Below are 24273 nucleotides of genomic sequence, written 5' to 3'. Positions count from 1 at the left end.
TCGGTGTCGGTGTCGGTGACTGTCCGTACGGGGGTGGACCGGGTTCTTACCCATGTTGGGCGAAAACATGGTGAAGGGAGCGCCCCGGGTTGTCTGTTGCGGCAGGATGCGCGGTCATGGACGCCGTACGGGTCGCGTTGTTGCGCGAAGTGCTCGCTGGAACCGAGTGGTTGGGGGCCACCCGGAGGTTCGCGGCGACGTTACGGGGTTCCGTGGTGTCGTACGGGGGCGGGTTGCTGTTGGTGGGGACGCCGGAGTACGAGCCGTGGCACCTGGCGGCTCATCTCGTGGACGAGGCGGCCTGGTCGGGGACGCCGGAGCTGGCGCCGACCCTCGTACGGCACGACACGCCGGCGTCCGGTCCCGGGCGGCTGTCGGTCGGGCTCGGGCGGATCGAGGCGGCGCGCCGGGGTGAGACCTTGCTGGTGGTGGCGCCTGAGGGGATCGGCGGCGCCCTGCTGGAGCGGGTGCACGACGCTCGGCGGGGTGGGGCGAAGGTGCTGGTGCTGGGGTCGGGTGAGGGCGAGTTGGTGTCGATGGCGCACGAGTCGCTGGCGGTGCCGGAGGGGTTGGAGCTGGACCTGGACACCGTGCAGCACCTGGTGAGCGCGGCGGCCGGGGAGAACGGGGTCCCTGTCGCGCGGGGGCACCGGCGTTTCCGTGACCGGCTGGCCCGGCTGGCGGACGTCCTGACGGCACCGCCGCCGTCCCGCTGGTAAAAAACATTTCCCACCCACCCACCCGTCTCACCACGTCACCCGCCTTCGGCGGAACCACGCCACCTGCTCCCCGATCGGCGAACCGCAGCCAGCCCCGCCCCGCCCCGCGAGAACGGGTTACCGAGGGGCCTCCTCACCCCCCGAAAACCTGTTGCCCCGGCTCCTCCCCACCGCTCAACATGACCCCACGTGACCTCCCCTCTCCGTGCCCTCCTTCCCGATCTCTCGCCCTGGCGAGCCTCCGTCGATTTCCGGAAGCTCTGGATGTCGGGGCTGATCACCAACTTCGGGAGCTTCCTGACCTTCGTCGCGCTGCCGGTGCAGTTGAAGGAGCTGACCGGATCCGCCGCCGCGGTCGGGGCGATCGGGGCCGTGGAACTGATCCCGCTGATCGTGTTCGGGCTGTACGGCGGGGCGCTGGCCGACGCCGCGGACAAGCGGACGCTGATCCTGTGGACGGAGGCCGGTCAGGGGCTGCTGTGCGCGGTACTCCTCGTCAACGCGGTGCTGCCCGACCCGCTGATCTGGCCGCTGTACGTCGTCGCCGCGCTCACCTCGGCGCTCGGGTCGGTGCAGCGGCCCGCGCTCGATTCGCTGATGCCGAGGATCGTCGCCCATGAGCACCTTCCGGCCGCCGCCTCGCTGAACTCCCTGCGCTGGACGGTCGGCGGGGTCGCGGGACCGGCTCTCGCCGGGGTCGTCGTGGCGTATGCCGGGCTCGGCTGGGCGTACGCCGTCGATCTGCTGACCTTCGTGGTGTCCGTGTTCCTCGTCGTGGGGCTCGCCTCCTCCCCCGCCTCGCACGAGGCCGCGAAGCCGTCGCTGCGGTCCATCGCGGAGGGTGCCCGGTACGCGTGGAACCGCAAGGAGCTTCTGGGGACGTACGCCATCGACCTCGCCGCGATGTTCCTCGCGATGCCGCTGGCCGTCCTGCCGTTCCTCGCCGACGAACTGGACGCCGAGTGGTCGCTCGGCCTGATGTACGCGGCGATCCCGGCCGGCGCGCTGATCATGAGTCTCACCAGTGGCTGGACCTCGCGGGTTCATCGGCACGGGCGGATGGTGGTGCTCGGGGCCGCGGGGTGGGGGCTGGCGGTGGCGGCGGCCGGGATCGTCGGCAACGTGTGGCTGGTGCTGCTGTTCCTGCTGGTGGGCGGCTGCTTCGACATGATCAGCGGGATCTTCCGGGGCGCGATGTGGAACCAGACCATCCCGGACGAGCTGCGCGGACGCCTCGCCGGTATCGAGCTGCTCTCCTACTCCGTAGGCCCACAGCTCGGCCAGGTCAGGGCGGGTGGCGTGGCCGCGTGGCGCGGGGTACGGGCGTCCGTGTGGTCGGGCGGCCTCGCGTGCGTGGCCGGGGTGGGCCTGCTGGCCCTGTGCCTGCCGGGCCTGATGCGGTACGACGTACGAACGAACGAGCACGCGGTACGCCTGCGAAAGCAACGCGAGACGGCAACCGGCCTGGCGGCAACCCCCTAGGGGCGCGGGGAACTGCGCGACCAGCCACAGCGCACCCGCACCCCGAAAACCGCCTCGACCACCCCGCCCGTCAGTCCTCGCCCTCGCCGCGCGCGTGCGCATCGTGCCACTTGGGATCGTTCTCCCACTGAAGGTTGCGCTCGCGGGCCGTCTCCATCGCGTGTTCGGCCTCCGCGCGGGTGGTGTACGGGCCGAAGCGGTCCTTGCCCGGGCAGTCCGGGCCCTCCTCGACCTTCTTGTGCTCCAGGCAGTAGTACCACTCGCCCGGTTTGCCGACCGTGCGCTTCTTGAACAGGGCCATGGTCAGGACTCCTTTCACCAGGGTCATCGTCCCCCACCACAGCTCGTTAAACTCGCTGGCATGTCTGGCCAGTCACTGCTCGTACCAGGGGAGCTCTCTCCCATCCGCTCCGTACCCGGGAACATCCGTCGCCCCGAGTACGTCGGCAAGCCCGCACCGACCCCGTACACCGGGGCAGAGGTGCAGACGCCCGAGACCATCGAGGCCATGCGGATCGCCGGCCGGATCGCCGCACGGGCGATGGCGGAGGCCGCGAAACTCATCGCGCCGGGGGTGACCACCGACGAGCTGGACCGGGTGGCGCACGACTACATGGTCGACCACGGCGCCTATCCGTCCACCCTCGGCTACCGCGGCTTCCCCAAGTCGCTGTGCACCTCCGTCAACGAGGTCATCTGCCACGGCATCCCGGACTCCACGGTGCTGCGGGACGGCGACATCGTCAACCTCGACGTGACGGCGTACATCGGCGGGGTGCACGGCGACAACAACGCGACGTACCTGGTCGGGGACGTCGACGAGGAGTCCCGGCTGCTGGTGGAGCGGACCCGGGAGTCGCTGGACCGGGCCATCAAGGCCGTCCGGCCGGGACGGCAGATCAACATCATCGGCCGGGTCATCGAGTCCTACGCCAAGCGCTTCGGCTACGGCGTGGTCCGCGACTTCACCGGGCACGGGATCAACTCGTCGTTCCACTCCGGGCTGATCGTCCCGCACTACGACAGCCCGCACGCCACGACCCTGATCCAGCCGGGCATGACGTTCACCATCGAGCCGATGCTGACGCTGGGTTCGTACGACTACGACATGTGGGACGACGGGTGGACCGTCGTCACGAAGGACCGCAAGCGCACCGCCCAGTTCGAGCACACGCTCGTGGTGACGGACTCGGGCGCGGAGATCCTGACCCTGCCGTAGCTCGCCGGCCCGCCGGCCCGCCCTCTTCCGAGGGCGGGCCGTGCTGTTTCAGCGTTCCAGGAACACCCGGCCCCCGACCTCGACCCACCCCATCGGCTGCGGCGCCGTGAGGATCTGCGACCCCCTGCCCTGCGTGATGTTGAGCGCCCGGCCCAGCTGGTGGGTGAGCAGCAACGCCGCCGCCCCCGTGGCCTCGTCCTCCTCGATGCCGTCGTCGCGGCCGGGGAAGGCGCGGGCCCGGATCCGGCCCGCGGCCTCGTCCTCCCAGGCCCACGCGTAGATCCACTCCCCCGGCGGCGGCACCTCCAGCGCGTCGACCTCGGCAGCGGAGCCGTACCGCCGCAGTGTCCGCGCCGGTACCCACTCCGCCCGGGCCTCGATCCAACTGAACTCCCCGTCCAGCCGCGCCCCCACCAGCCCGGCCGGGGTGACCAGTTCGGGCACGTCGAGCAGCCAGGCCGTACCGACGCAGGGGTGGCCGGCGAAGGGCAGGCGCAGATTGGGCGTGTAGATGTCGATGACCCCGCGCTCGGGGTCGTCGACGAACACCGTCTCGCTGAAGCCGAGTTTCGCCGCGAACGCCTGCCGCTCGCTCCGCTCCGGCATGACGGAGCCCTCGCGGACCACGCCCAGCTCGTTGCCGTATCCCCCGTTGGGCGCGCAGAAGACGCGGAGTACGTCGTAATCAGTCACGCGCGCATCAAACACCCAGGTGGCAGCCGCCACCAACTCCGCGCCCCCGTAAGCCCCGACGCGTCCGTACGCCGACGCCGGACCGCGCGGACCGCACCCGCGCCCGGAGCTGTCCTGATCTCATCGATCCGACGCTCTTGACCTGTGCGTTACCTGTGATTGACGCCTGCTTTAGCTTCTCTTTAGATCCACATTAAGCGGCCGTGATCGGGGCGTGCCCAGGTGGCACCCATGAGAGGTGAATCACCGATTGTCCGGGTATCACTGAGGCAAGCCTTAGGTAAGTTAGGGCCGCCTCACCAAACCTGTGTGAGCCCGACCACGGCGTTTTTTCGCCATTCGCCATTCGCCGTTCGCCGTTCGCGATTCTCAGGAGCCCGCATGCGACCCGTCAGACTCTCCGTCGTCACCGCCGCCGCCACCGCGGCGGCTCTGGCAGCCGTCACGGGGTGCACGGAGAAGAGTGCTTCGGGCAGCGGCGACCGCGTCATCAGCGTCACCGCGACCGACGACAAGTGCGAGGTCTCGAAGAAGGAGTTCCCGGCCGGGCACGTCGAGCTGGCCATCGAGAACAAGGGCTCCAAGGTCACCGAGGTGTACGTCCTCTTCCCGGACGACCGGATCGTCACCGAGCGCGAGAACATCGGCCCGGGCACCAAGCAGAAGGTCACCGCCGAGGTGAAGGCCGGCGACTACACGATCGCCTGCAAGCCCGGTATGAAGGGCGACGGCATCCGTCAGGCCGTCAAGGCCACCGGCGGCAAGGTCGCCAAGCGCGACCCGCGTCTGGACGCGGCCGTCGCCGCCTACCGCAAGTACGCGCAGGAGCAGGCGGACGCGACGCTGCCGCTCGCCAGGACCTTCGCGGACGCGGTCAAGGCCGGCGACCTGGAGGCCGCCAAGAAGGCGTACGCGCCCTCCCGTATCGGCTGGGAGCGCACCGAGCCGGTCGCCGAGTCCTTCGGTGACATCGACCCGAAGGTCGACGTCCGCGCGGACGGTCTGGAGGCCGGTCAGAAGTTCACCGGCTGGCACCGCCTGGAGAAGTCCCTCTGGGAGGACAAGAAGATCACCGCCGAGGACAAGACCCTCGCCACCGAGCTGATCACCGACCTCACCGACTGGCAGAAGCGGGTCGGCAAGGCCGAGATCACCCCGACGTCGATGGCCAACGGCGCCAAGGAACTCCTCGACGAGGTCGCCACCGGCAAGGTCACCGGCGAGGAGGAGCGCTACTCGCACACCGACCTCGTCGACTTCAAGGCCAACGTCGAGGGCGCCCAGGACGCGTACGAGCTGCTGAAGCCGGTCGCGAAGGAGAACGACGCGGCGCTGGTCACCGAGCTGGACAAGCAGTTCGCCGCGCTGAACACGCTGCTCGACAAGTACCGCGCGGACAAGAACTCGTACGACTTCACCTCGTACGACAAGGTCGGCGACGCCGATCGCAAGCAGCTCTCGGACGCGGTGAACGCGCTCGCCGAGCCGCTGTCCAAGCTCGCCGCCGCCGTCGTGAAGTAGAGGGGACCGACGCCATGACGGAGACACCGGAAACGCCGGAGACACCGGAGAAGACCGACGGCGGCACCTCGCGGCGGGCGCTGATCGGCTGGGGCGGGGCCGGGCTCGCGCTCGGGGCCGCCGCGGTCGGGGGCGCGGTCGCGATGAGCCGGGGCGGCGACGACGTACAGACGGTCGCCGCCGACGCGGGCGGGGCCGTCGAGTTCCACGGCGGCAACCAGGCGGGGATCGCGACGCCGGTGCAGGACAGGCTGCACTTCGCCGCGTTCGACCTGGAGACGGACGACCGCGCCGAGTTCGTCCAGATGCTCAAGGACTGGACGGCGGCGGCGCGGCGGATGACCGCCGGGCTTGCGGTCGGCGAAGGCGCCTACGGGGGGCTGGCGGAGGCGCCGCCGGACGACACCGGTGAGGCGCTGGGGCTGAAGCCGTCGCGGTTGACGCTGACGGTCGGGTTCGGGCCCGGCCTGTTCGAGAAGCTCGGGATGGCGGACCGACGCCCTGAGGCGCTCGTCGATCTGCCGCAGTTCTCCGGCGACAACCTCGACAGGAACCGCAGCGGCGGCGATGTGTGCGTGCAGGCGTGCTCGGACGATCCGCAGGTCGCGGTGCACGCCATCCGCAACCTGGCCCGGATCGGCTTCGGCAAGGTCTCGGTGCGCTGGTCGCAGCTCGGCTTCGGCAAGACGTCGTCGACGACTCCCGAGGAGCAGACCCCGCGCAACCTGCTGGGCTTCAAGGACGGCACGCGCAACATCGCGGGCACCGAGACGGACCGGCTGAAGAAGTTCGTGTGGGTGGACGGCGCGGACACCGACGACAACTCGGCCTGGATGGACGGGGGTTCGTATCTCGTCGCGCGGCGCATCCGGATGCACATCGAGCCCTGGGACCGGACCTCGCTGCAGGAGCAGGAGGACATCTTCGGCCGCGACAAGGGCGAGGGCGCCCCGGTCGGCAAGGCGAAGGAGCGGGACGAGCCGTTCCTCAAGGCGATGAAGCCCGACGCGCACGTCCGTCTCGCACACCCCGACTCCAACCACGGGGCGACCCTGCTGCGCCGCGGCTACTCCTTCACGGACGGCACGGACGGCCTCGGCCGTCTGGAGGCGGGCCTGTTCTTCCTCGCCTACATGCGGGACGTCCGCAAGGGGTTCATCCCCGTGCAGCGCAACCTGGCGACGGACGCGCTCAACGAGTACATCCAGCACGTGGGTTCGGCGGTCTTCGCGATCCCTCCGGGCGTCCGGGACAAGGACGACTGGTGGGGCCGAGCACTGTTCTCCAAGGAGGCGTAGGCGTCGTGTTCGCGAACTATCTGATCGGCCTGCGCGAGGGCCTGGAAGCCAGTCTCGTCGTCTGCATCCTCATCGCCTATCTGGTGAAGACGGACCGCCGGGACGCCCTGAAGCCGATCTGGATCGGCATCGGGGTCGCCGTCACGCTGGCCCTCGGCTTCGGCTGCGCGCTCGAGTTCGGCTCCCAGGAGCTGACGTTCGAGGCGCAGGAGGCGCTCGGCGGCTCGCTGTCGATCCTCGCCGTGGGTCTGGTGACGTGGATGGTCTTCTGGATGCGGCGTACGGCCCGGCATCTGAGGTCGGAGCTGCACGGCAAGCTGGACGCGGCCCTCCAGATGGGCACGGGCGCGCTGGTCGCGACCGCGTTCCTGGCGGTGGGCCGGGAGGGCCTGGAGACCGCGCTGTTCGTGTGGGCGTCGGTGCGCGCGTCGAGCGACGGCACCGAAGGTCCCCTGATCGGCGTGCTGTTGGGCATCGCGACGGCGGTCCTGCTCGGCTACCTCTTCTACCGGGGCGCCCTGCGCATCAACCTGTCCAAGTTCTTCACCTGGACCGGCGGCATGCTGGTCGTGGTCGCGGCGGGCGTCCTCGCCTACGGCTTCCACGACCTCCAGGAGGCCGACTGGGTGCCCGGCCTGACGAACAAGGCCTTCGACATCAGCGAGACGATCCCGCCGGACAGCTGGTACGGCACGCTCCTCAAGGGCGTCCTGAACTTCCAGCCCGACCCGACCGTCCTCCAGGTCACGGTGTGGGCGCTGTACCTGGTCCCGACGCTCGCGCTCTTCCTGGCCCCGGTAGGGTTCGCCTCCGGGAAGTGGAAGGTGAAGCCAGCTGATGAGCAGCGTGAGCAGGGGGCGCGGCCCTCGAAGTCCACAAACGCCTCGTAGGCCGCGAACGCCGCGGAGTCTTCTTGACCGGAGCGTCCTCGCGGCAGCCTCGGTGACCGTGCTGGCGCTGGCCGCGAGCGGCTGTGTCGTGGTGCACGGCGAGCGAGAGGTTCTCCCGGCGGCGAGCCCGACGGAGGCCGCGGAGGCGCTGAAGGACTTCACAGCCGCGTACAACAAGGCGGACAAGGCGTACGACCGTGCCCTGGACGCCGACTACGTCACCGGCGCCCTGGGCGCGATCGACGCGGCCCGGCTGGACGCGGGGCACGAGGTCAGCCCGGCCGGCAACCCCTCGTACGTACCGCTGGAGTTCACGGACGCCAGGTTCACGATCCCGAAGAAGGCGGGCTGGCCGCGCTGGTTCGTCGCGAACGCCGACGCCAACAAGGGTGACGACGCGCGCTGGCTGATGGTGTTCACGCGCAGCAACGTGGCCGAGCCGTGGGCGGTGGCGTATCTGACGCTTCTCGACCCGGACGACGTGCCGAGGTTCAGGACGGACAAGGACGGCCTCGCGGAGCCGGTGACGGCGAACTCGGCCGAACTGGCGGTCGCGCCGAAGGACTTGAGCGCGGACTACGCGACGTATCTGAAGGACGGCGGCGGCGACGTCTTCACGGCGGGTGTGCACACGAGCGGCTGGCTGGAGCAGCGCAGGAAGAGCGCCATCAAGCCCGGGCTCGTCACCCAGTACATCGACGAGCCGCTGGCCAAGGACGACTTCGCCCCGCTGGGCCTGCGTACGGCGGACGGCGGCGCACTGGTCTTCTTCGCGACGCACCACTACGAGAAGCAGACGGCCGCGCAGGGCACGTCGATCCCGGCGCAGAGCGACAGTGTGCTGGCGCTGACGACGGGCGAGATCAAGCAGTCGCTGACACTGGAGTTCGTGTCGAACCAGGTCGTGCTGGACCCGGGCCGGGGCGCCGCGAACCAGGGTGTGGAGTTCCTGAGCCGCATCCAGGGCCTGACCGCGGCGCAGGGCGAGTAGCCCGACTCCCGCTCACCAGGGGGCTGTTCGCCCTCAGCCCCGGTGGGGCCAGGCCGCGGTGGCGTGGTCGGGTTCCTCGCCGGCGTAACGGGCGCAGGCGTCGGTGAGGACTTCGAGCAGACTGAGGGGGTCGGGGAGGGCGAACTCCGGCCCGCGCACCCAGTACACGCCCTGGTCATTGGGCAGCCGGGCGGGCGGTACGAGGACGTAGGAACCCCGGCAGTGCCAACGCAGGCCCGGATGCTCGTCCGCGGTCTCGGGGTGGCAGTCCAGTTCGCAGGGCCACCACTCGTCCTCGTCGTCCGGGGTGCCGCGGGTGAGGGTGAAGAAGAGGAGCCGTCCGTCGTCGCTCTCGGCGACGGGTCCGACCTCGATCCCGGCCCCGAGCAGCCGCTCCAGCGCCTCGCGCCCCGCGTCGAGGGGTACGTCGAGGACGTCGTGGACTATGCCCGTCGCGGTGATGAAGTTGGCCTGCGGCTGGTGCTTGGCCCACCGCTCGATCTGGGCCCGGTCGGTGGTGGACTGCGTGTGCCAGGCGAAGGAGACCGGGTGCCGGGCGGGCGTGGGACAGCCCACGCGGTCGCAGGAACACCGGTAGGCCGAAGGGTGCGCGGCGGGCGCGAGGGGCAGTCCGGCGCGGGCGGCGGCGAGCAGCAGTTCCTCGCGGCGCCCGCTCTCGGCGGCGGTGGCGGCGTCCTCCCGCGCGCTCGTACGGCGTCCGCGCAGCCACTGGGAGATCCTGCCCTGCCGGCCCGTCGTACTACCGCCGAACTCCGCGCTCATGTATCGCCTCGCCTCGCTGCTGTTGTGCGGACAGCCTGCTCCATGCTCCCACCATCCTGCGCCGTGGGGGGACGGAGTCGCCATCCGGGGTAGGGGGGACGAGGTGTACGAGAGGTGGGATCAACCGTTTTCCTGCTGATTAGCGGTATTTACCACCCACTGTTTTCAGCCAACTTCGCGCTTGCCGCCGCCGGTGGAGCCGATCCCGTTGAGGGCGTAGTCGACGAGGGTGTCCGTGTACTCGTACGAGATCGGGCCGGTGTACTGGAGCCAGCGCTGGGCGAGCGGTGAGACGAAGAGTTCGAGGGCGATCCGGGGGTCGACGCCGGCCCGCACCTCCCCCGCGTCCTGGGCGGCGCGCAGTCGCTGGACGTAGAGCTGGAGGGAGGGTTCGAGGAGCTTGGCGACGTATCTGCGGCCGAGTTCCTCGTTGACGAGGCCCTCGGCGGCGAGGCCTCGGGAGGGGACCGCGAAGACCGGGTCCAGCAGCTGGTCGACGGTGAGACGCAGGACGGCCTTGAGGTCGGCGGCGAGGTCACCGGTGTCGGGGATGACGTACGCCTGCCCGGGTGCGGCGGCCTCGGCCGCCTGCTCGCTCAGATCGAGAAAGGCCTCCATGAGCACGTCCCCCTTGGAGGACCACCACCGGTAGATGGTCTGCTTCCCGACTCCGGCGCGGGCGGCGATGCCCTCGATGGTCGTCTTCTGGTACCCGACCTCGCCGATGAGCGCGAGGGCGGCGTCGTAGATGGCGCGGCGGGACTTCTCGCTGCGGCGGGTGGAGTCGGGGGCGGGTTTCTGGACCATGTGGGGAACTTATCAGGTTGACAAGACGGAGCGTCTCGCCGGACAGTGGAGACGTTCGGTGCGCGAGACGATACGTATCGTCCTACATGGAGGGAATCTGTCATGTCACGAGGCGGAGCCGGAAACATGCTCGGGGTCGGCGGCACCCGCAGCAACCTGGGCCGCGGTGCCCTGCGAGGCGGCGGCCGGGGCGGGCAGGTGGGTGGCGGGATCGACCCGCAGGCCCGGAAACGGGAACTGCTGCGCAAGCTTCAGGAGAAGCGCGCGGAGGAGGAGAGCACACAGCGGAAGCAGTGACGCGGCGCTCAGCGCAGTACGGCCGCCAGCAGGTCCGTCCCCAGTGCCGTCAGGTCGGGCAGGTTGAGGCTGTAGCGGACGTAACGGCCGTGCCGCCGGGCCGTGAGGAGGTCCGCGCGGCGCAGGACGGCGAGGTGGCGGGAAACCTCCGGCGGTGAGAGGTCCCACACATGGGCCAGCTCGCCGGTGGTGTGCGGGCCACGGGCCAGGGTGCGCAGCAACCGCAGCCGTACGGGATGGGCGAGTGCCTCCAGCCGCAGGGTGACCGTTTCCAGCGGTACCGGCTCCGCCGGGCCGGGCTCGGCCACGGGGTACTGCACCACCGGATGCCAGCCTGGCGCGTGGACCGCCACCAGATGGGGGCGGCCGAAGACGCTGGGGATGAAGGTGACTCCGGCGCCGTGGGCGGCGGTCGCCTTGTCCTGGAGCTTGTCGACGACGATGCAGTCGCCGTCGGGGGCGAGGGCGACCGCGCCGGAGACCGAGGCGAGCGCGGCGCCGACGCCCTGGCGCTTCAGCAGGTCGTTCTTCACCCGCAGGTCGGTGGCGAGCCGTACGGCGACCTCCGCCCAGGCGGCGTCGAAGAAGGCGCCGGCGCACTGTTCGAGCGTGTCGCGCACCCGGGCCCGTACGGCGGCCGGGTCCGCGAGGAGCCGTTCCGCGAAAGCCTCCTGCCGTGCGCCACGGGCCTGGGCGAGGTCGAGGGCCCACTCACGCGCGGTCGCGTCGCTGAGCGGCGACGGCGAGCCGAAGTGGACGCGGCTGCTGCCGCAGGTGGTGACGAGCGCGGCGGTCACGTACGTCTCGTCGTCGAGCCGGTCCACGTCGTCGAGTTCGTCGGCGAGGGTGGGCCGAGGCCGGGCGGGGATCAGGAAGTCGGCCTGCGAGGAACGCCAGAGGAAGTCGGCTTCGCGCAACCGCTCGGCCAGCTCGGGCCGCAGCCCGGCCCAGACGTCCGCCGCCCAGCCCGCGAGCTGCGGGTGGTGCCCGGGCTCGGCGAGCACGTGCAGCATCGCGGTCAGCTCGGCCAGGGGGGAGGCGGCGAACCGGACCCGCTCGGTCTGCACCCGCTCGGCAGCCGACCGGTCCGACGGCAGCCGCTCGGCCGGCAGTCCGCTGATGTCGATGCGCAACGTCATTCGTCCATCATGGCTGGCCGGAGCGCCGGAGCCGGCGTGGATTGACGGTGTCCGTCAACTGGCGTGCCCGGCCGGGCGGCCGTACGGACCGTTGGCGCCATGCCGACAACCACAACCACAACCACCACGCCCACGCCCACGCCCAAGGTCGGTCCCCGAGCCCTCATCCGCGCCTCCGGCGGCCCCCGGTACGCCATCGCCCTGGCCGTGGACGCGCTCGGCACCGGCCTCCTCCGTCCCTTCCTCCTCCTCTACGGCGTCACGGTGCTGGGCCTGTCCGCACCGGCCACCGGTATCGCCATGACGGCCGGGATCGTGGCGGGGCTGGTGTGCATGCCCGGGGTGGGCCGCTGGCTGGACCGGGGTGCGCGCAGCACGGTCGTGGCGGCGTCGATGCTGGTGCGGGTGGTGGGCGTGGCGCTGCTGCTGGCCACGCCCACCGGCCACGTCGGGCAGTTCGCGGCGGCCGCGCTCTTCCTCGGCATCGGCAACCAGGCCTGGCCGGCCGCCCACTCGGCCCTCGTCGCGACGATCGCCCACGGCAGGGACCGCGACGCCGCCCTCGCGGCGGGCCGCGCCCTGCGCAACGCGGGCCTGGGCGTGGGCGCGCTCATCGCCACCGCGAGCCTGGCGGGCGGCGCCGACGCCCTGCGGGCACTGGCGGCGGTGACCGGGCTGGCGTATCTCACAGCGGCGGCCTTGGCGTGGTCGGTCCGGCTGCGCGCGGACCGGCCCGCACGGGCGGAGGCGGGGAGCGACGGGCCCGTTCCCGTCCCTCGGATGCGCGCGCTGCTCGCCGCCAACGTGGTCTACGTCTTCTGCCTCAACGTCCCTGAGATCGCGCTCCCGTTGGTGCTCGTGACGCAGTCGCACGCGTCCCCGATGTGGTCGGCGGCCATCTTCGTGGCCAACACGGTGCTGGTGGTCACCCTCCAGGTCCCGATCACCGTCCTGCTCTCCCGCTACCACCGGCGAACGGTCCTGGCCGGGTCGGGCGTCGTGCTCGCGATGTCCTACGTCGGCTTCCTCGCCGCCACCTCACTGGGCCACGGGTGGGCGGCCCCGGCGGTCGCGGCGGTCGCGGTGCCGTGCACGATAGGCGAGATCATCTACGCGGGCAGCGCGACAGCGCTGGTCACGTCCCTGGCTCCGGCGCAGGTCATGGGCCGCACCATCGCCCGGTTCGAACTCTCCACGGGCTTCGGCCTGGCAGTGTCCCCGGCGGTGATCACGGCGCTGGCTCCCCACGGCGCGACGGCACTCTGGGGCAGCCTCGCGGCGGCGACACTCGTGTCGTCGGCTGCCGTAGCCAAGGACAGGAAAACGGAAGAGGAGAACGACATGGAGAAGCGGAGAACATGACCACGCACCCACCCCACCCCGTGGACCACGAACTCATCGAGGCGGCGGCGCACATCGCCCGCACCCGCTGCCGGGGCGACAACCACACGATGGCGGCAGCGGCCCGCGCCCGGGACGGCCGGATCATCACGGCGGTGAACGCCTACCACTTCACCGGCGGCCCCTGCGCCGAGCTGGTCGTCATCGGCACGGCGGCGGCCCAGGGCGCGTACGACCTGGACACGATCGTCGCGGTGGGCGACCGCGAGCGCGGGGTGGTCCCGCCGTGCGGCCGGTGCCGTCAGGTGCTGCTCGACTACTTCCCGGCGCTCAGGGTGATCGTCGGCAGGGCGGACGCCCTCCGGGCGGTGCCCGTCACCGAGTTGCTTCCCGAGACGTACGTCTGGGCGGACCATCAACTGGACGCCGATTAGCGGGGCTGGGCATCCAGGGTGCCCGAAGTGACCGCACGCCGAACGATCGTGACATGGTTCCGGGAAGAGGCGTTCGGCACCGTGTCAGATTTTTCGGCGGCCCGACCGAGCGGCAGGCTCTCCGGCGACCTCACGTTCACGCTGAAGCGCTGAGCCCTACTCCCCGCTCGCCTCCACCGGCGGCCAGGCGTCCCCCCAGTCCGTGTCACGAGCGGCCCGGTAGAGCGACCCATGCCGCTTCGTGACCGTCTCCCGGCGCAGCGAGGGCTCGGTCTCGCACAGTTCGAGGAGTACCTGGCCCTTACGGATCTGCGGCTTGCGTACGACGCGGGCGGGCGCCGGGGTCACCGGGAAGCGGGTGGCCGCGACGTAGCTGAACTTCTCGTCCTCGTACGGGAGGGAGCCGCCCTTCACCTTGCGGTGGAGGGAGGAGCGGCTGACCCGGGTGGCGAAGTGGCACCAGTCCTCGCCGGGGACGATCGGGCAGGCCACGCTGTGCGGGCAGGGGGCGGCGATGTGGAAGCCGGCGCGGACGAGCTGGTCGCGGGCCTCGATGACGCGGAGGTAGCCGTCGGGGGTGCCGGGTTCGATGACGACGACCGTCTGGGCGGCGCCGGCCGCCACGTCGACCACGGAGGTGCGGTCGGCCTCGGTCAGTTCGCCCAGGACGTAGGAGATCGTGACGAGATCAGTGCTCTCGATGGTGAGCGCCGCTCCGATTCGAGAGCGCTGCCACTCCGCACTCTTCAACTCCGGGTTGGCGGCGGCGATCTCGCGCCCGAGGGCGAGTGCGGGCTCGGCCCAGTCGAGCACGGTGACGGGCCGCGCGCCCTCCCAGACGGCGTTGACCGCCCAGGTCGCGGCCCCTGTCCCGCCCCCGACGTCGACATGGCTGCCGGGCGCCCAGCCGGGCGCGGCCTCGGCGAGCGCCTCCAGCGCCGAGCACACCGCCTCGAACGTGGCGGGCATCCGGTAGGCGGCGTACGCGGCCACGTCGGAACGGTCCCGCAGCACGGGCGCATCGGTCGGCGTCCGCCCCCGGTAGTTGGCGATCAGCCGCTCGACCGCCTGCGCGGCTGCCTTCGGCGGCAGCCCGTCGAGCAGACCGGCGAGGGCAGCGCGCAGGGCGTCGGCGGGGGAAACGGGGGTGTTCACGGGGTGATTCTAGAGGTGGGCGTGAGTATGACGAGCTTCCCCGGGCCTCCCTCGGCATCGCTGCCGAGCGCGCCGGTGTCCGGTGACCGGCACCCCGAGGACGAGATCACGAGGACGACGTCACGAGAGGCCTGGGCGCGGTGGCGGCCCGCTCCCACCTCCGTTTCCGGCCATACGCGGGCGGCACAGCATGGTCGGCGAGACACAGGGGCACCGATGCCCTCGTGCACACAACAGACGAGACGGCCACCTTCACGGTGCTGTCGCAGGAGTTGACCGGGTTCGACTCGGCGACGCTGCGCGGCACCGGACTCACCGAGACATACCTGGCCGTGGCCTCCGAGCAACTGGGCCGGGATCGATTACGGCGGCTGCTGGAGGCGAGCGGAAGCCCGCTCGGCGAGCTGGACGACGACCTGAGCGGTGCCGCCCGCGCCCTCACTCTCCTCTGGTACACGGGCAGTTGGCCGGAACCGTCCCCCTTCGTGGTGTCGGCGCGCGCCTACGCCGAGGGGCTGGTCTGGAAAGCGGCGGGAATCGCCGCCCCCGCCACCGCACCCGGCGGATACGGCAGTTGGGCCGCTTCCCCGTCGCCTTCCCTCTCCCCCTCCCCTTCACCCTGCCCCTCCCCGGCGGACTCTCTGTGAGCCGTTCGGTGAGTCACTACGACGTGATCGTCGTGGGCGCCGGCATCGCGGGCTCGCTCGTGGCGAAGGAACTGGGCCGCCGGGGGCGCCGAGTCCTGGTCCTGGAGGCCGGAGAGCGCGAACCCGACTCCGAGCGGGGTCACCGTGAGGCCCTCGACCGGTTCGCCACGGCGTCCGCGAAGGTGCCGGGCTCCACCCATCGGTCCCACCCCGCCGTCGGCTGGCCCGACGTCACCGACCTGACGGGCACGGACGGCGTCCCGGGATTCCGTGCGTCCGGCCATCTGCTGCAGGACGGCCCGCTGCCGTACGCAAGCGGCTACGTCCGGGCCAACGGCGGCACCGGCAACGTCTGGACCGGCCTCGCCCCGCGCATGCTGCCGGAGGACTTCGACACCGAGGCCTTCGGGTACGGGCGCCGCTGGCCGCTCACCTATGACGACCTGGAGCCTCACTACCGGGCGGCGGAAGGGGAGTTGGGGGTGGCCGCCGACGCCGACGAGCAGCGCGCGCACGTCGGGCTCGGCTTCCCCGAGGGCTACGCCTTCCCCATGCGCGCCCTGCCCGCCAGTCACCTGGACCGTCTCCTCGCGGCGAGCCTCGACGGACGGCGCGTCAGGGACCCGGTGACCCTGGACGAGGTCGAACTGCGAGTGGTCGGCACCCCGCAGGCCCGTAACAGCGTGCCGGACCCGGAGTACGACGGCGGGCGCGGCTACGTTCCGCGCGGCGCCCAGGGGCGGCCCGACCCGGCCAGCCGGTGTGTGGGCAACGCGACGTGCATCCCGCACTGTCCCTCGTACGCGAAGTACACCCCGCTCAAGACGCAGGGACAGTGGGGGAGTTCGGTCGGGCTCGTGGACCGGGCCGTGGTCAGCCGTGTGCTCGTGGACGGGAACGGGCGCGCCACGGGCGTGGAGTACCTGTCGTACGAAGGGCGGGCCACCCGGGTACACGCCGATGTCGTCGTGCTCGCCGCGCACGCCATCGAGAACGCCCGACTGCTCCTGCTGTCCCGGCTCGCGAACCGCAGCGGTCAGGTCGGCCGCAACCTGATGGACCACCCGGTGCTGCTCACCTGGGGCCTCATGCCGGAAGCCGTCGGCGCGTACCGCGGGCCCGGGTCCACCTCGGGCTTCGAGGGTTTCCGTGCCGGGCCGCAGCGGCGCGCGCGGGCGCCCTTCCGTATCGAGGTCGGCAACTGGGGGTGGGTGTGGGCCAAGGGGCCGATCGACGGCGACGTTGCCCAACTCCTCCATGAAAAAGGCCTGTTCGGAGCCGAGTTGCGACGCGCCGTCGGGGACCGGGTACGCCGCCAGTTCAGCTTCCAGTTCGAAATGGAGCAGGGCGCCGACCCCGCCAACCGCGTCACCCTCCACCCGCACGCCCGCGACCGGCTCGGCCTGCCCCACCCCCAGGTCACCTACGACCTGTCGGACCACGTCAAGGAGGGCATGGCCACCGCCAAGCGCGCTTCCGACCAGATCTTCGCCCTGCTCGGCGCCGAGGACCACACCGACTACGAGCCGGCGGCGGCCTGGCCCGGCCGCTTCGAGCACGGGGGCCACCTCTACGGCTATCGCGGCGCCGGCCACGCCGCCGGCACCCACATCATGGGCGACTCCCCCGGCACGTCGGTGGTCGACTCGTGGCAGCGGTGCTGGGACCACCCCGGCCTGTACGCCGTGGGCTGCGGCAGCATGCCGTCCGTCGCCACCTCCAACCCGACTCTGACCATGGCCGCCCTCGCTCTGCGCAGCGTCCGGCGCATCGAGGCCGACCTCGCCGAACGGGACCGCCCCGTCGCCCTCACCCCAGACGAACCCGCATGAGTACCCCAGGAGTGCCCGTATGAGCCCGCTGCCCCTGCCGCCCGTCGCCGAGCCCTTTCAACTCCCCTTCCACTACGGGGCGTTGCACCACATCGGTATCGACTGGCTCACCGAGGCGGAACCCGTCCGTGACCTGCTCGCCAAGCACCACCCCGCCCTGACCGCCGCCACCTTCGACGGCCGGGCCCTGGTCTCGCTCAACTACCAGCTGTACTTCGCGCAGTACGCGTTCGGCGGGGGTGTCACCCAGGAGATCGAGTACAACGTCGTCGCCTTCCCCACGGACCAGGCGGACCGGATCCCCGAGCTGACCTACGCGCAGTACGCGCAGGGCTGGGACCAGACGAAACTCCTCGGGATCGCCCGTATCCACGTCGTGTGCGACAACCCGTACGCCATCACGGCCGGTCGCGAGCTGTACGCCGAGCCGAAGTACCCGGGCTGGTTCGAGGTCGATCTGCCGTCCCTGAACGGTCCGGCGGGCGAGACCTGGACCGTGCACTGCAAGGCCGGCGAGGTGGCCAAGGACGACACCCTGGTGCGTAGGGACACTCAACTGGTCTCTCTGACCGCCGAGTTGGACGGCCTGACGGCCGCTCCCGCCAACAACACTCCCATCACCGGCTACGGCACCGACACCGACGGGCGAGCGCTGGCCGGCCCCATGAACGTCTACCAGCCCTACCGCTGGTACGACCTGGGCGCCCCGCACCACACCGACCGCGTACGCCTGACCGTCCACGCCACCGACAGCGACCTCGGCGTCGACATCCGCCAACTGCTCGGTGACACCCCCGCCGCCGGTGCCTGGACCTATCAGTCACCACCGGTGGCGGCCCACAATCGGCCCTACTACCTGAGCTCCCGGCGTTGACGGAACACCGGACCCGCGCGCCCCGGCCCCGATAGCGTCGCCCCCATGTCCGACGAATGCTTCCGGCACCCCCGCCTGGCCGCGATCTACGACCCGCTCGACCCCGATCGCGGCGACCTGGACGCGTACGTCGCCGTCGCGGCCGAGTTCGGCGCCCGCCGGGTACTCGATCTCGGCTGTGGCACGGGGGTGTTCGCGCTGTCGCTCGCGCGCCGGGGGATCGACGTGATCGGCGTCGACCCGGCCCTGGCGTCCCTCGATGTCGCCCGTGCCAAGTCCGGTGCAGAACGTGTTCGCTGGATCCACGGCGACGCGACAGACCTGCCGGCCCTCCAGGTCGACCTCGCGACGATGACCGCGAACGCCGCCCAGGAGATCACCGATCCACTCGCCTGGCGGCGGACCCTGCGGGGCGTCCATGCCGCCCTGCGGCCCGGTGGCCACCTCGTCTTCGAGACCCGGGACCCGTCGAAGCGGGCCTGGGAGCAGTGGAACCGGGACTCCTCCTACCGGGTGACGGAGATTGCCGAGGTCGGTGCGGTCGAGAGCTGGGTCGAGGTGACGGGGGTCGACGGCCCCCTGGTGACGTTCCGTTGGACCTTCGTGTTCGCCGCCGACGGCCAGGTGCTGACCTCCGACTCCACGCTGCGCTTCCGTGAACGGGAGGAGATCGAGGCGGAGTTGCTCGCCCAGGGCTACGAGGTGCGGGAGGTGCGTGACGCGCCCGACCGCCCTGGCCGGGAGTTCGTGTTCCTGGCCCGGCGGGCCGCACCACCGGCGTGACCCGCCTCCGACTCCGCGGGCCGACCCGGTCGGTGCTCAGCCGGTGCGGTGCTCAGCCGGGGCGATGCTCGACCGGCTGGGCGTTCAGCTCTCCGCTCGCTCCAGGGGCGCGGGCCGGTTCCAGGGGCGGCACATCCCGACGAAGCAGCCGACCGCCACCAGTGCTGCCGTCAGTTGGACGATCGCCATCGGGACGGCCGTGTTCTCGCCCGCGATGCCCACCAGCGGGGAGGCGACCGCGCCGATCAGGAAGGACGTGGTGCCCAGCAGGGCGGACGCGGCGCCCGCGGAGTGGCGGGTACGCATCAGGGCGAGGGTCTGGGTGTTGGGCATCGCCAGGCCCATCGCCGACATCAGGACGAACAGCGCGGCGGCCACCGGGAACAGGCCCGCCTCGCCGAACACGCCCGTCGCCATCACCAGCAGTGCCGCCGCCGAGGCGGTGACGACCGTGAGGCCCACCGCCAGCACCTTGTCCATCGACACCCGGCCGACCAGCACCTTGCCGTTGATCTGCCCGACGATCACCAGCCCGACCGAGTTGACGCCGAACAGCAGACTGAACGTCTGCGGGGAGGCGCCGTAGATCTCCTGGATCACGAAGGGAGACGCGGCGATGTACGCGAACAGGGCCGCGAAGGCGAAGCCGCCCGCCAGGACGTAGCCGGTGAAGACCCGGTCGGCGAGCAGCACGCGCATGGAGTGGAGCGCCTCGCCGACGCCGCCGGCGTGCCGGTCGGCCGGGTCGAGGGTTTCGGGGAGGCGGAACCAGACCAGCACCGCCAGGGCGGTCCCGACCACCGTGAGGACGACGAAGACGCCCCGCCAGTCCGTCACACGCAGGATCTGGCCGCCGATGAGCGGCGCGATGATCGGGGCGACCCCCGAGATCAGCATGAGGGTGGAGAAGAAGCGGGCCATGGCCACGCCGTCGTAGAGGTCACGGACGACCGCCCGGGCGATGACTATTCCGGCCGAGCCCGCCAGTCCCTGGACCAGCCGGAAGGCGACCAGGAACTCCAGGTTGGGCGCGAGACCGCACAGGACGGTGGCCACGACGTACACAGCGAGGCCCGCCAGGAGGGGGCGCCGACGGCCCCACCGGTCGCTCATCGGGCCGATCAGGAGCTGCCCGAGGGCCATGCCGGCCAGACAGGCGGTGAGGGTCAGCTGGACGCTGGCGGCGGGGGCGTGCAGGGAGGTCGTGACCTCAGGGAGGGACGGGAGGTACATGTCCATCGCGAGCGGGGGTGTCGCCGTCAGCCCGCCGAGGATGAAGGTGACCAGGAGACCGGTGCGGCGGAGGGAGCGGGCGGGGCGAGGGAGGTCCTTCGGTGTCTCCGTCTGTCTCCGGGGACTTTTCACGTCCTCCCGGGGACTCTTCGCGTCCCGCGTGGTTCTGCCACGCTCGGGCATACGCCCTCCCTTTTCGAGTAATCCGCCACCTATGCTCTCAGCTCGTACAGGCGGTTCGTACATTCCGTTCGTACAGAGTGTTCGAGGTAACAGAGGTCACGGGACTAGGGGCTGGTATGTCGGCTGAGCGCGTGCGGTGGGGAATTCTGGCTACGGGAGGGATCGCGGCGGCGATGGCCGCGGATCTGGTGGATCTGCCGGACGCGGAACTCGTCGCCGTCGCCTCGCGGAGCGATGCCTCGGCGAAGGCGTTCGCCGAACGGTTCGGCATCCCCCGGGCCTACGGCGACTGGGCGTCGCTGGCCGAGGACGCCGAGGTCGACGTGGTGTACGTCGCCACTCCGCACTCGGCGCACCGGGCCGCCGCCGGACTGTGTCTGGAGGCCGGGCGGAACGTGCTGTGCGAGAAGGCGTTCACGCTCAACGTGCGGGAGGCGCAGGAGCTGGTCGCGCTGGCGAGGGAGCGCGGCGCCTTCCTGATGGAGGGCATGTGGACCTACTGCAACCCGGTCATCCGGCGGCTGAAGGCTCTGGTCGACGACGGGGCGATCGGTGACGTACGGACCGTGCAGGCCGACTTCGGGCTGGAGGGTCCCTTTCCGCCCTCGCACCGCCTGCGTGACCCGGCACAGGGCGGCGGGGCGCTGCTCGACCTGGGCGTGTACCCGGTGTCGTTCGCGCAGTTGCTGCTCGGGGAGCCGGACGGCATCTCGGCGAGAGCGGTGCTCTCCGACGAGAACATCGATCTCCAGACGGGAGCGCTGCTCTCCTGGGAGAGCGGCGCTCTCGCTTCGGTGCACTGCTCCATCGTCGGCGGTACGTCCATCAGCGCGTCGGTGACCGGTTCGAAGGGCCGGATCGACGTACCCGACGGGTTCTTCTTCGCCGACCGGTTCGTGCTGCACCGCGACGGCCGTGACCCCGAGGAGTTCGTCGCCGCCCCCGACCACGGCGCCCGCAACAGCTTCCGGCACGAGGCGACCGAGGTGATGCGGGCCCTGCGGGCCGGCGAGACCGAGTCACCGCTCGTCCCGCTCGACGGCACCCTCGCCGTGATGCGGACGATGGACACCATCAGGGAGCAGATCGGCGTCCGCTACCCCGGCGAGGCCCGCTGATGAGCGAGGGGCACTCGACAAACGCAACAAACGCCGGGCACCCGGCGAACACCCGGCGCGGGAAGGTCGCGGTGGTGACCGGTGCCGGTTCCGGTATCGGGCGGGCGGTCGCCCTCGAACTGCTCGGCGCGGGCTGGTCGGTGGCGCTCACGGGCCGCCGTACCGAGCGGCTGGAGGAGACGGCGACCCTCGCGCCCGAGGGTGCCTCGCTCGTCGTACGCGCCGACGTGGCCCGGCCCGACGACGTGGCCGCCCTGTTCGCGGCCGTACAGGAGCGGTTCGGGCGGCTCGACCTGCTGTTCAACAACGCGGGGACGTTCGGGCCGGGCGGGGTGGCGGTCGAGGATCTGGCGTACGAGGCGTGGCGGCACGTCGTGGACACCAACCTCAACGGGGCGTTCCTCTGCGCGCAGGCGGCGTACCGGCAGATGAAGGAGCAGGATCCGCAGGGCGGCCGGATCATCAACAACGGGTCGATCTCCGCGCACACGCCCCGGCCGCACTCGGCCCCGTACACGGCGACCAAGCACGCGTTGACGGGCCTGACCAAGGCGTTGGCGCTGGACGGACGGCCGTATCGCATCGCGGTGTCCCAGATCGACATCGGGAACGCGGCGACCGACATGACCGCGCGAATGCAAACCGGGGCCCTGCAGGCGAACGGGGAGACGGCTCCGGAGCCCGTCATGGACGTGGCGGACGTGGCCCGCACCGTGCGGCACATGGCGGAGCTGCCGCTTGAGGCGAATGTGCAGTTCGCGACGGTTCTGGCGACCGCGATGCCCTACGTGGGGCGCGGCTGAGGGCGTCTCGCGCAGGCATTCGAAGACTCAACCTGCACAAACGGAATTGATTGCTCCGTAGCGTTCGGGCCGGTCGCAGGCTTATGCTCAACACGCCTTCTCCACCAGAGATTCACACTTGGGGCTCTGGGGTTCCGGTAGTACGAAACGGACCACACCGAGGGGGGAAGGCGACAGCCGCTCCATGGCGCAACCGGGTGGGGGTGGACTTCGCGTGGGACCGCGAGGTGCGCACCGGGTCATGGAGCGGCTGTCGTGTGCTCCGGCACACGAGCCCCACGGGCGGGACGAGCATCGCGGGATGGGCGGCACGCCTTGATCACCCGCGGTGGCACGACCTGATCGTCCCTGGTGGCGCGGCTTAATTGTTCGTGATTGTTTCGGCGTCGCTTTCTCAGCTCCCGCACATCGTTTACCCAGTTCCCCACAAAGGTTCCTCCCTAGCTTGTGGCAGCGCCCACAGTGGGCGCCGTCCGCGAGCGGGCGCCAAGAACCTTTGGGGAACTGGATGTTTGGCATCTATCTCAAGCGTGAACTGAGCCGGCGCAAGAAGGCGGCTCTGGTGATCGCCATGGGTCTGGCGCTCGGTATCGCGCTGGTCATCACCGTCAACTCGGTGTCGGCCGGCATGCAGCAGGCACAGGACAAGGTCCTGCAGTCGCTGTACGGCCTCGGCACCGACATGACCGTCACCAAGGCCAGATCGGCGCCCACCGGCAGCCAGTCGGGCCGGCCGAGCTTCGACTTCGACGCCAGCTCGAACGACTCGACCGAGACGCAGAGCAGTGACCGGGTGACGACCCAGGGCGGACAGACGCTGAAGTCGGCGCTGGTCACCAAGGTCGCGGCCCAGAAGGGCGTGGCCACGGCGGTGGGCGCGCTGAGCCTCAACGTCACCAAGGTCGACGGCTCCTTCACCCAGGGCAAGGCGAAGACCGACACCTCGTCGTCGTCCTCGTCGTCCGGTCAGCAGGGCGGGCCCGGCGGCGGCCAGGGCGGCAACTCCGGCAGCACCGCCCCGCCCGAGATCCAGGGCGGCGGCGCCTCGTTCGACGTCAACTCCTACTCCGTCACGGGCGTCGACGTGACGAACCAGGAGCTCGGCCCGCTGGCCACCACGACGATCACCAGCGGCAAGACCTTCACGACGGCACAGACCAACGCGAAGGTCGCGGTGCTCAGCAAGTCGTACGCCAAGGAGAACAAGTACACGGTCGGCAAGACCCTCACGATCTCCGGTACGAAGTACAAGGTCATCGGTATCGCGACCCCCGAGAGCAGCGAGTCCACGACCGACGTCTACCTGCCGCTCAAGCAGGCCCAGACCCTCGGTGACTCCGCGAACCTGGTCTCCACGATCTACGTCCAGGCGACCGACTCGAAGCAGATCGACACCGTCAAGTCGACGATCCAGAAGAACATCTCGGGTACGACCGTCACGACCTCCGCCGATCTCGCGGAGACCGTCTCCGGCTCCCTCTCCACGGCGTCCAACCTCGCGACCAGCGTCGGCAAGTGGCTGTCCATCGCGGTCCTCGCGGCGGCGTTCCTGGTGGCCGCGCTGCTCACCTCCTCGGCCGTGTCCCGGCGGGTGCGGGAGTTCGGCACCCTGAAGGCGCTGGGCTGGCCCTCGCGCAGGGTGACCCGGCAGGTCGTCGGCGAGTCCATCGTGAACGGTCTGCTCGGTGGCGCGCTCGGTATCGGCATCGGCCTGGCGGCGGCGTACGCGGTGACCACGTACAGCCCCAAGCTGACCGCGCAGCTCGGCAACACGGGTGGCGGCGGCGGTATGGGCGGCGGCCCCGGTGGTGGTGGCCCGGGTCGGCAGTCGGCGGCCAACACGATGGAGATCGCCCTGTCGGCGCCCGTCTCCCTCACCACCATCGCGCTCGCGGCCGGCCTCGCCATCGCCGGCGGTCTGATCGCCGGGGCGATGGGCGGCTGGCGAGCCTCGCGGATGCGCCCGGCGGACGCTCTGCGCAGCGTGTCGTAGACCCCCGGTCCCCCGGTCCCCCGGTCCCTCGTTCCGGT

The 24273-nt window shown here is 70.9% G+C and carries 24 protein-coding genes; 17 read left to right on the top strand and 7 right to left on the bottom strand.

The window, feature by feature from the left end:
- Window positions 1–116: 116 nt before the first annotated feature.
- Window positions 117–719 carry a hypothetical protein gene (locus PV734_RS41255; protein WP_319096336.1) on the top strand — a complete coding sequence of 201 codons (603 nt, stop codon included), beginning with the start codon at window positions 117–119 and terminating at the stop codon, window positions 717–719.
- Window positions 720–908: 189 nt separating this feature from the next.
- Complete coding sequence (locus PV734_RS41250; RefSeq protein WP_319096335.1) at window positions 909–2201, top strand: MFS transporter; 1293 nt, start codon at window positions 909–911, stop codon at window positions 2199–2201.
- A gap of 70 nt (window positions 2202–2271) precedes the next feature.
- Here the strand turns inward: PV734_RS41250 and PV734_RS41245 are convergent, their stop codons facing one another.
- Complete coding sequence (locus PV734_RS41245) at window positions 2272–2502, bottom strand: hypothetical protein (protein ID WP_319096430.1); 231 nt, start codon at window positions 2500–2502, stop codon at window positions 2272–2274.
- 60 nt (window positions 2503–2562) lie between these two features.
- Between PV734_RS41245 and map the strand changes: the two genes are divergently transcribed.
- A complete protein-coding gene (gene map / locus PV734_RS41240) occupies window positions 2563–3420 on the top strand; it encodes a type I methionyl aminopeptidase (protein ID WP_319096334.1) in 858 nt (285 codons plus the stop codon).
- 48 nt (window positions 3421–3468) lie between these two features.
- Here the strand turns inward: map and PV734_RS41235 are convergent, their stop codons facing one another.
- Window positions 3469–4113 (bottom strand): PhzF family phenazine biosynthesis protein, encoded by a 645-nt coding sequence (locus PV734_RS41235; protein ID WP_319096333.1) that lies wholly within the window; start codon window positions 4111–4113, stop codon window positions 3469–3471.
- Window positions 4114–4494: 381 nt separating this feature from the next.
- Here PV734_RS41235 and efeO point away from each other — a divergent pair, with 381 nt between their 5' ends.
- The 4 genes from efeO to PV734_RS41215 are packed head-to-tail and all read left to right on the top strand — an operon-like array spanning window position 4495 to window position 8813.
- A complete protein-coding gene (gene efeO / locus PV734_RS41230) occupies window positions 4495–5634 on the top strand; it encodes an iron uptake system protein EfeO (RefSeq protein WP_319096332.1) in 1140 nt (379 codons plus the stop codon).
- Between the two features lie 14 nt (window positions 5635–5648).
- Window positions 5649–6932, top strand: coding sequence for an iron uptake transporter deferrochelatase/peroxidase subunit (gene efeB, locus PV734_RS41225; RefSeq protein ID WP_319096331.1), 1284 nt, complete (start codon window positions 5649–5651; stop codon window positions 6930–6932).
- 5 nt (window positions 6933–6937) lie between these two features.
- A complete protein-coding gene (efeU, locus tag PV734_RS41220) occupies window positions 6938–7822 on the top strand; it encodes an iron uptake transporter permease EfeU (RefSeq protein ID WP_319096330.1) in 885 nt (294 codons plus the stop codon).
- A complete protein-coding gene (locus tag PV734_RS41215) occupies window positions 7779–8813 on the top strand; it encodes a hypothetical protein (RefSeq protein ID WP_415924357.1) in 1035 nt (344 codons plus the stop codon). Before efeU ends, PV734_RS41215 begins: the two co-directional genes overlap by 44 nt.
- Window positions 8814–8846: 33 nt before the next feature.
- Here PV734_RS41215 and PV734_RS41210 read toward each other — a convergent pair whose 3' ends face one another.
- Both PV734_RS41210 and PV734_RS41205 read right to left on the bottom strand, forming a co-directional pair.
- A complete protein-coding gene (locus tag PV734_RS41210) occupies window positions 8847–9596 on the bottom strand; it encodes a bifunctional DNA primase/polymerase (protein WP_319096328.1) in 750 nt (249 codons plus the stop codon).
- A 165-nt stretch (window positions 9597–9761) separates the two neighbouring features.
- Entirely contained in the window at window positions 9762–10403 is a 642-nt protein-coding gene (locus tag PV734_RS41205) for a TetR/AcrR family transcriptional regulator (RefSeq protein ID WP_319096327.1), read from the bottom strand.
- A 102-nt stretch (window positions 10404–10505) separates the two neighbouring features.
- Here PV734_RS41205 and PV734_RS41200 point away from each other — a divergent pair, with 102 nt between their 5' ends.
- The gene (locus PV734_RS41200; protein WP_319096325.1) at window positions 10506–10700 is read left to right on the top strand and encodes a DUF6243 family protein; all 195 of its coding nucleotides are present in this window, start codon (window positions 10506–10508) and stop codon (window positions 10698–10700) included.
- 8 nt (window positions 10701–10708) lie between these two features.
- Here the strand turns inward: PV734_RS41200 and PV734_RS41195 are convergent, their stop codons facing one another.
- Window positions 10709–11839 carry a helix-turn-helix domain-containing protein gene (locus tag PV734_RS41195; RefSeq protein ID WP_319294554.1) on the bottom strand — a complete coding sequence of 377 codons (1131 nt, stop codon included), beginning with the start codon at window positions 11837–11839 and terminating at the stop codon, window positions 10709–10711.
- Between the two features lie 99 nt (window positions 11840–11938).
- Between PV734_RS41195 and PV734_RS41190 the strand changes: the two genes are divergently transcribed.
- Both PV734_RS41190 and PV734_RS41185 read left to right on the top strand, forming a co-directional pair.
- Window positions 11939–13201, top strand: a complete 1263-nt coding sequence (locus PV734_RS41190) for an MFS transporter (protein WP_319096323.1) — start codon at window positions 11939–11941, stop codon at window positions 13199–13201.
- The gene (locus tag PV734_RS41185) at window positions 13198–13614 is read left to right on the top strand and encodes a cytidine deaminase (RefSeq protein WP_319096322.1); all 417 of its coding nucleotides are present in this window, start codon (window positions 13198–13200) and stop codon (window positions 13612–13614) included. The genes PV734_RS41190 and PV734_RS41185 overlap by 4 nt, the downstream gene beginning before the upstream one ends.
- 156 nt (window positions 13615–13770) lie before the next feature.
- On the opposite strand, the gene PV734_RS41180 is transcribed toward PV734_RS41185, so the two are convergent.
- Entirely contained in the window at window positions 13771–14769 is a 999-nt protein-coding gene (locus tag PV734_RS41180) for a small ribosomal subunit Rsm22 family protein (protein WP_319096321.1), read from the bottom strand.
- Window positions 14770–14993: 224 nt separating this feature from the next.
- Here PV734_RS41180 and PV734_RS41175 point away from each other — a divergent pair, with 224 nt between their 5' ends.
- Genes PV734_RS41175 through PV734_RS41160 form a run of 4 tightly spaced genes read left to right on the top strand, consistent with a single transcriptional unit; the run spans window position 14994 to window position 18905 of the window.
- Window positions 14994–15416 carry a hypothetical protein gene (locus PV734_RS41175; protein WP_319294552.1) on the top strand — a complete coding sequence of 141 codons (423 nt, stop codon included), beginning with the start codon at window positions 14994–14996 and terminating at the stop codon, window positions 15414–15416.
- Entirely contained in the window at window positions 15413–17248 is a 1836-nt protein-coding gene (locus PV734_RS41170; RefSeq protein ID WP_319294550.1) for a GMC family oxidoreductase, read from the top strand. The genes PV734_RS41175 and PV734_RS41170 overlap by 4 nt, the downstream gene beginning before the upstream one ends.
- 19 nt (window positions 17249–17267) lie before the next feature.
- Complete coding sequence (locus PV734_RS41165) at window positions 17268–18122, top strand: hypothetical protein (protein WP_319096318.1); 855 nt, start codon at window positions 17268–17270, stop codon at window positions 18120–18122.
- Between the two features lie 45 nt (window positions 18123–18167).
- Window positions 18168–18905, top strand: coding sequence for a class I SAM-dependent methyltransferase (locus PV734_RS41160; protein ID WP_319096317.1), 738 nt, complete (start codon window positions 18168–18170; stop codon window positions 18903–18905).
- 84 nt (window positions 18906–18989) lie between these two features.
- On the opposite strand, the gene PV734_RS41155 is transcribed toward PV734_RS41160, so the two are convergent.
- The gene (locus tag PV734_RS41155; RefSeq protein WP_319294548.1) at window positions 18990–20321 is read right to left on the bottom strand and encodes a multidrug effflux MFS transporter; all 1332 of its coding nucleotides are present in this window, start codon (window positions 20319–20321) and stop codon (window positions 18990–18992) included.
- Between the two features lie 116 nt (window positions 20322–20437).
- Between PV734_RS41155 and PV734_RS41150 the strand changes: the two genes are divergently transcribed.
- From PV734_RS41150 to PV734_RS41140, 3 genes are all read left to right on the top strand, one after another.
- Window positions 20438–21439 carry a Gfo/Idh/MocA family oxidoreductase gene (locus PV734_RS41150; RefSeq protein ID WP_319096315.1) on the top strand — a complete coding sequence of 334 codons (1002 nt, stop codon included), beginning with the start codon at window positions 20438–20440 and terminating at the stop codon, window positions 21437–21439.
- Window positions 21439–22242, top strand: a complete 804-nt coding sequence (locus PV734_RS41145) for an SDR family oxidoreductase (protein ID WP_319294545.1) — start codon at window positions 21439–21441, stop codon at window positions 22240–22242. Before PV734_RS41150 ends, PV734_RS41145 begins: the two co-directional genes overlap by 1 nt.
- Before the next feature lie 508 nt (window positions 22243–22750).
- Complete coding sequence (locus PV734_RS41140; protein WP_319294543.1) at window positions 22751–24235, top strand: ABC transporter permease; 1485 nt, start codon at window positions 22751–22753, stop codon at window positions 24233–24235.
- The last annotated feature ends 38 nt before the right edge of the window (window positions 24236–24273 follow it).

The sequence above is a fragment of the Streptomyces sp. AK08-02 genome (assembly GCF_033795085.1).
Classification (GTDB): Bacteria; Actinomycetota; Actinomycetes; order Streptomycetales; family Streptomycetaceae; genus Streptomyces; species Streptomyces echiniscabiei.
Note: the sequence above shows the minus strand (reverse complement) of the source record. Positions and strands in the feature narration are given on the sequence as shown.

Bases quoted from the DNA above. Each gene is read 5' to 3' on its own strand.
- PV734_RS41155 (WP_319294548.1), bottom strand. From the start codon at position 20,321: ATGCCCGAGCGTGGCAGAACCACGCGGGACGCGAAGAGTCCCCGGGAG.
- PV734_RS41150 (WP_319096315.1), top strand. From the start codon at position 20,438: ATGTCGGCTGAGCGCGTGCGGTGGGGAATTCTGGCTACGGGAGGGATC.
- PV734_RS41185 (WP_319096322.1), top strand. From the start codon at position 13,198: ATGACCACGCACCCACCCCACCCCGTGGACCACGAACTCATCGAGGCG.
- efeO (WP_319096332.1), top strand. From the start codon at position 4,495: ATGCGACCCGTCAGACTCTCCGTCGTCACCGCCGCCGCCACCGCGGCG.
- PV734_RS41205 (WP_319096327.1), bottom strand. From the start codon at position 10,403: ATGGTCCAGAAACCCGCCCCCGACTCCACCCGCCGCAGCGAGAAGTCC.
- PV734_RS41195 (WP_319294554.1), bottom strand. From the start codon at position 11,839: ATGACGTTGCGCATCGACATCAGCGGACTGCCGGCCGAGCGGCTGCCG.
- PV734_RS41200 (WP_319096325.1), top strand. From the start codon at position 10,506: ATGTCACGAGGCGGAGCCGGAAACATGCTCGGGGTCGGCGGCACCCGC.
- PV734_RS41160 (WP_319096317.1), top strand. From the start codon at position 18,168: ATGTCCGACGAATGCTTCCGGCACCCCCGCCTGGCCGCGATCTACGAC.
- PV734_RS41140 (WP_319294543.1), top strand. From the start codon at position 22,751: ATGTTTGGCATCTATCTCAAGCGTGAACTGAGCCGGCGCAAGAAGGCG.
- efeB (WP_319096331.1), top strand. From the start codon at position 5,649: ATGACGGAGACACCGGAAACGCCGGAGACACCGGAGAAGACCGACGGC.
- PV734_RS41210 (WP_319096328.1), bottom strand. From the start codon at position 9,596: ATGAGCGCGGAGTTCGGCGGTAGTACGACGGGCCGGCAGGGCAGGATC.
- PV734_RS41145 (WP_319294545.1), top strand. From the start codon at position 21,439: ATGAGCGAGGGGCACTCGACAAACGCAACAAACGCCGGGCACCCGGCG.
- PV734_RS41245 (WP_319096430.1), bottom strand. From the start codon at position 2,502: ATGGCCCTGTTCAAGAAGCGCACGGTCGGCAAACCGGGCGAGTGGTAC.
- PV734_RS41165 (WP_319096318.1), top strand. From the start codon at position 17,268: ATGAGCCCGCTGCCCCTGCCGCCCGTCGCCGAGCCCTTTCAACTCCCC.
- map (WP_319096334.1), top strand. From the start codon at position 2,563: ATGTCTGGCCAGTCACTGCTCGTACCAGGGGAGCTCTCTCCCATCCGC.
- PV734_RS41190 (WP_319096323.1), top strand. From the start codon at position 11,939: ATGCCGACAACCACAACCACAACCACCACGCCCACGCCCACGCCCAAG.
- PV734_RS41255 (WP_319096336.1), top strand. From the start codon at position 117: ATGGACGCCGTACGGGTCGCGTTGTTGCGCGAAGTGCTCGCTGGAACC.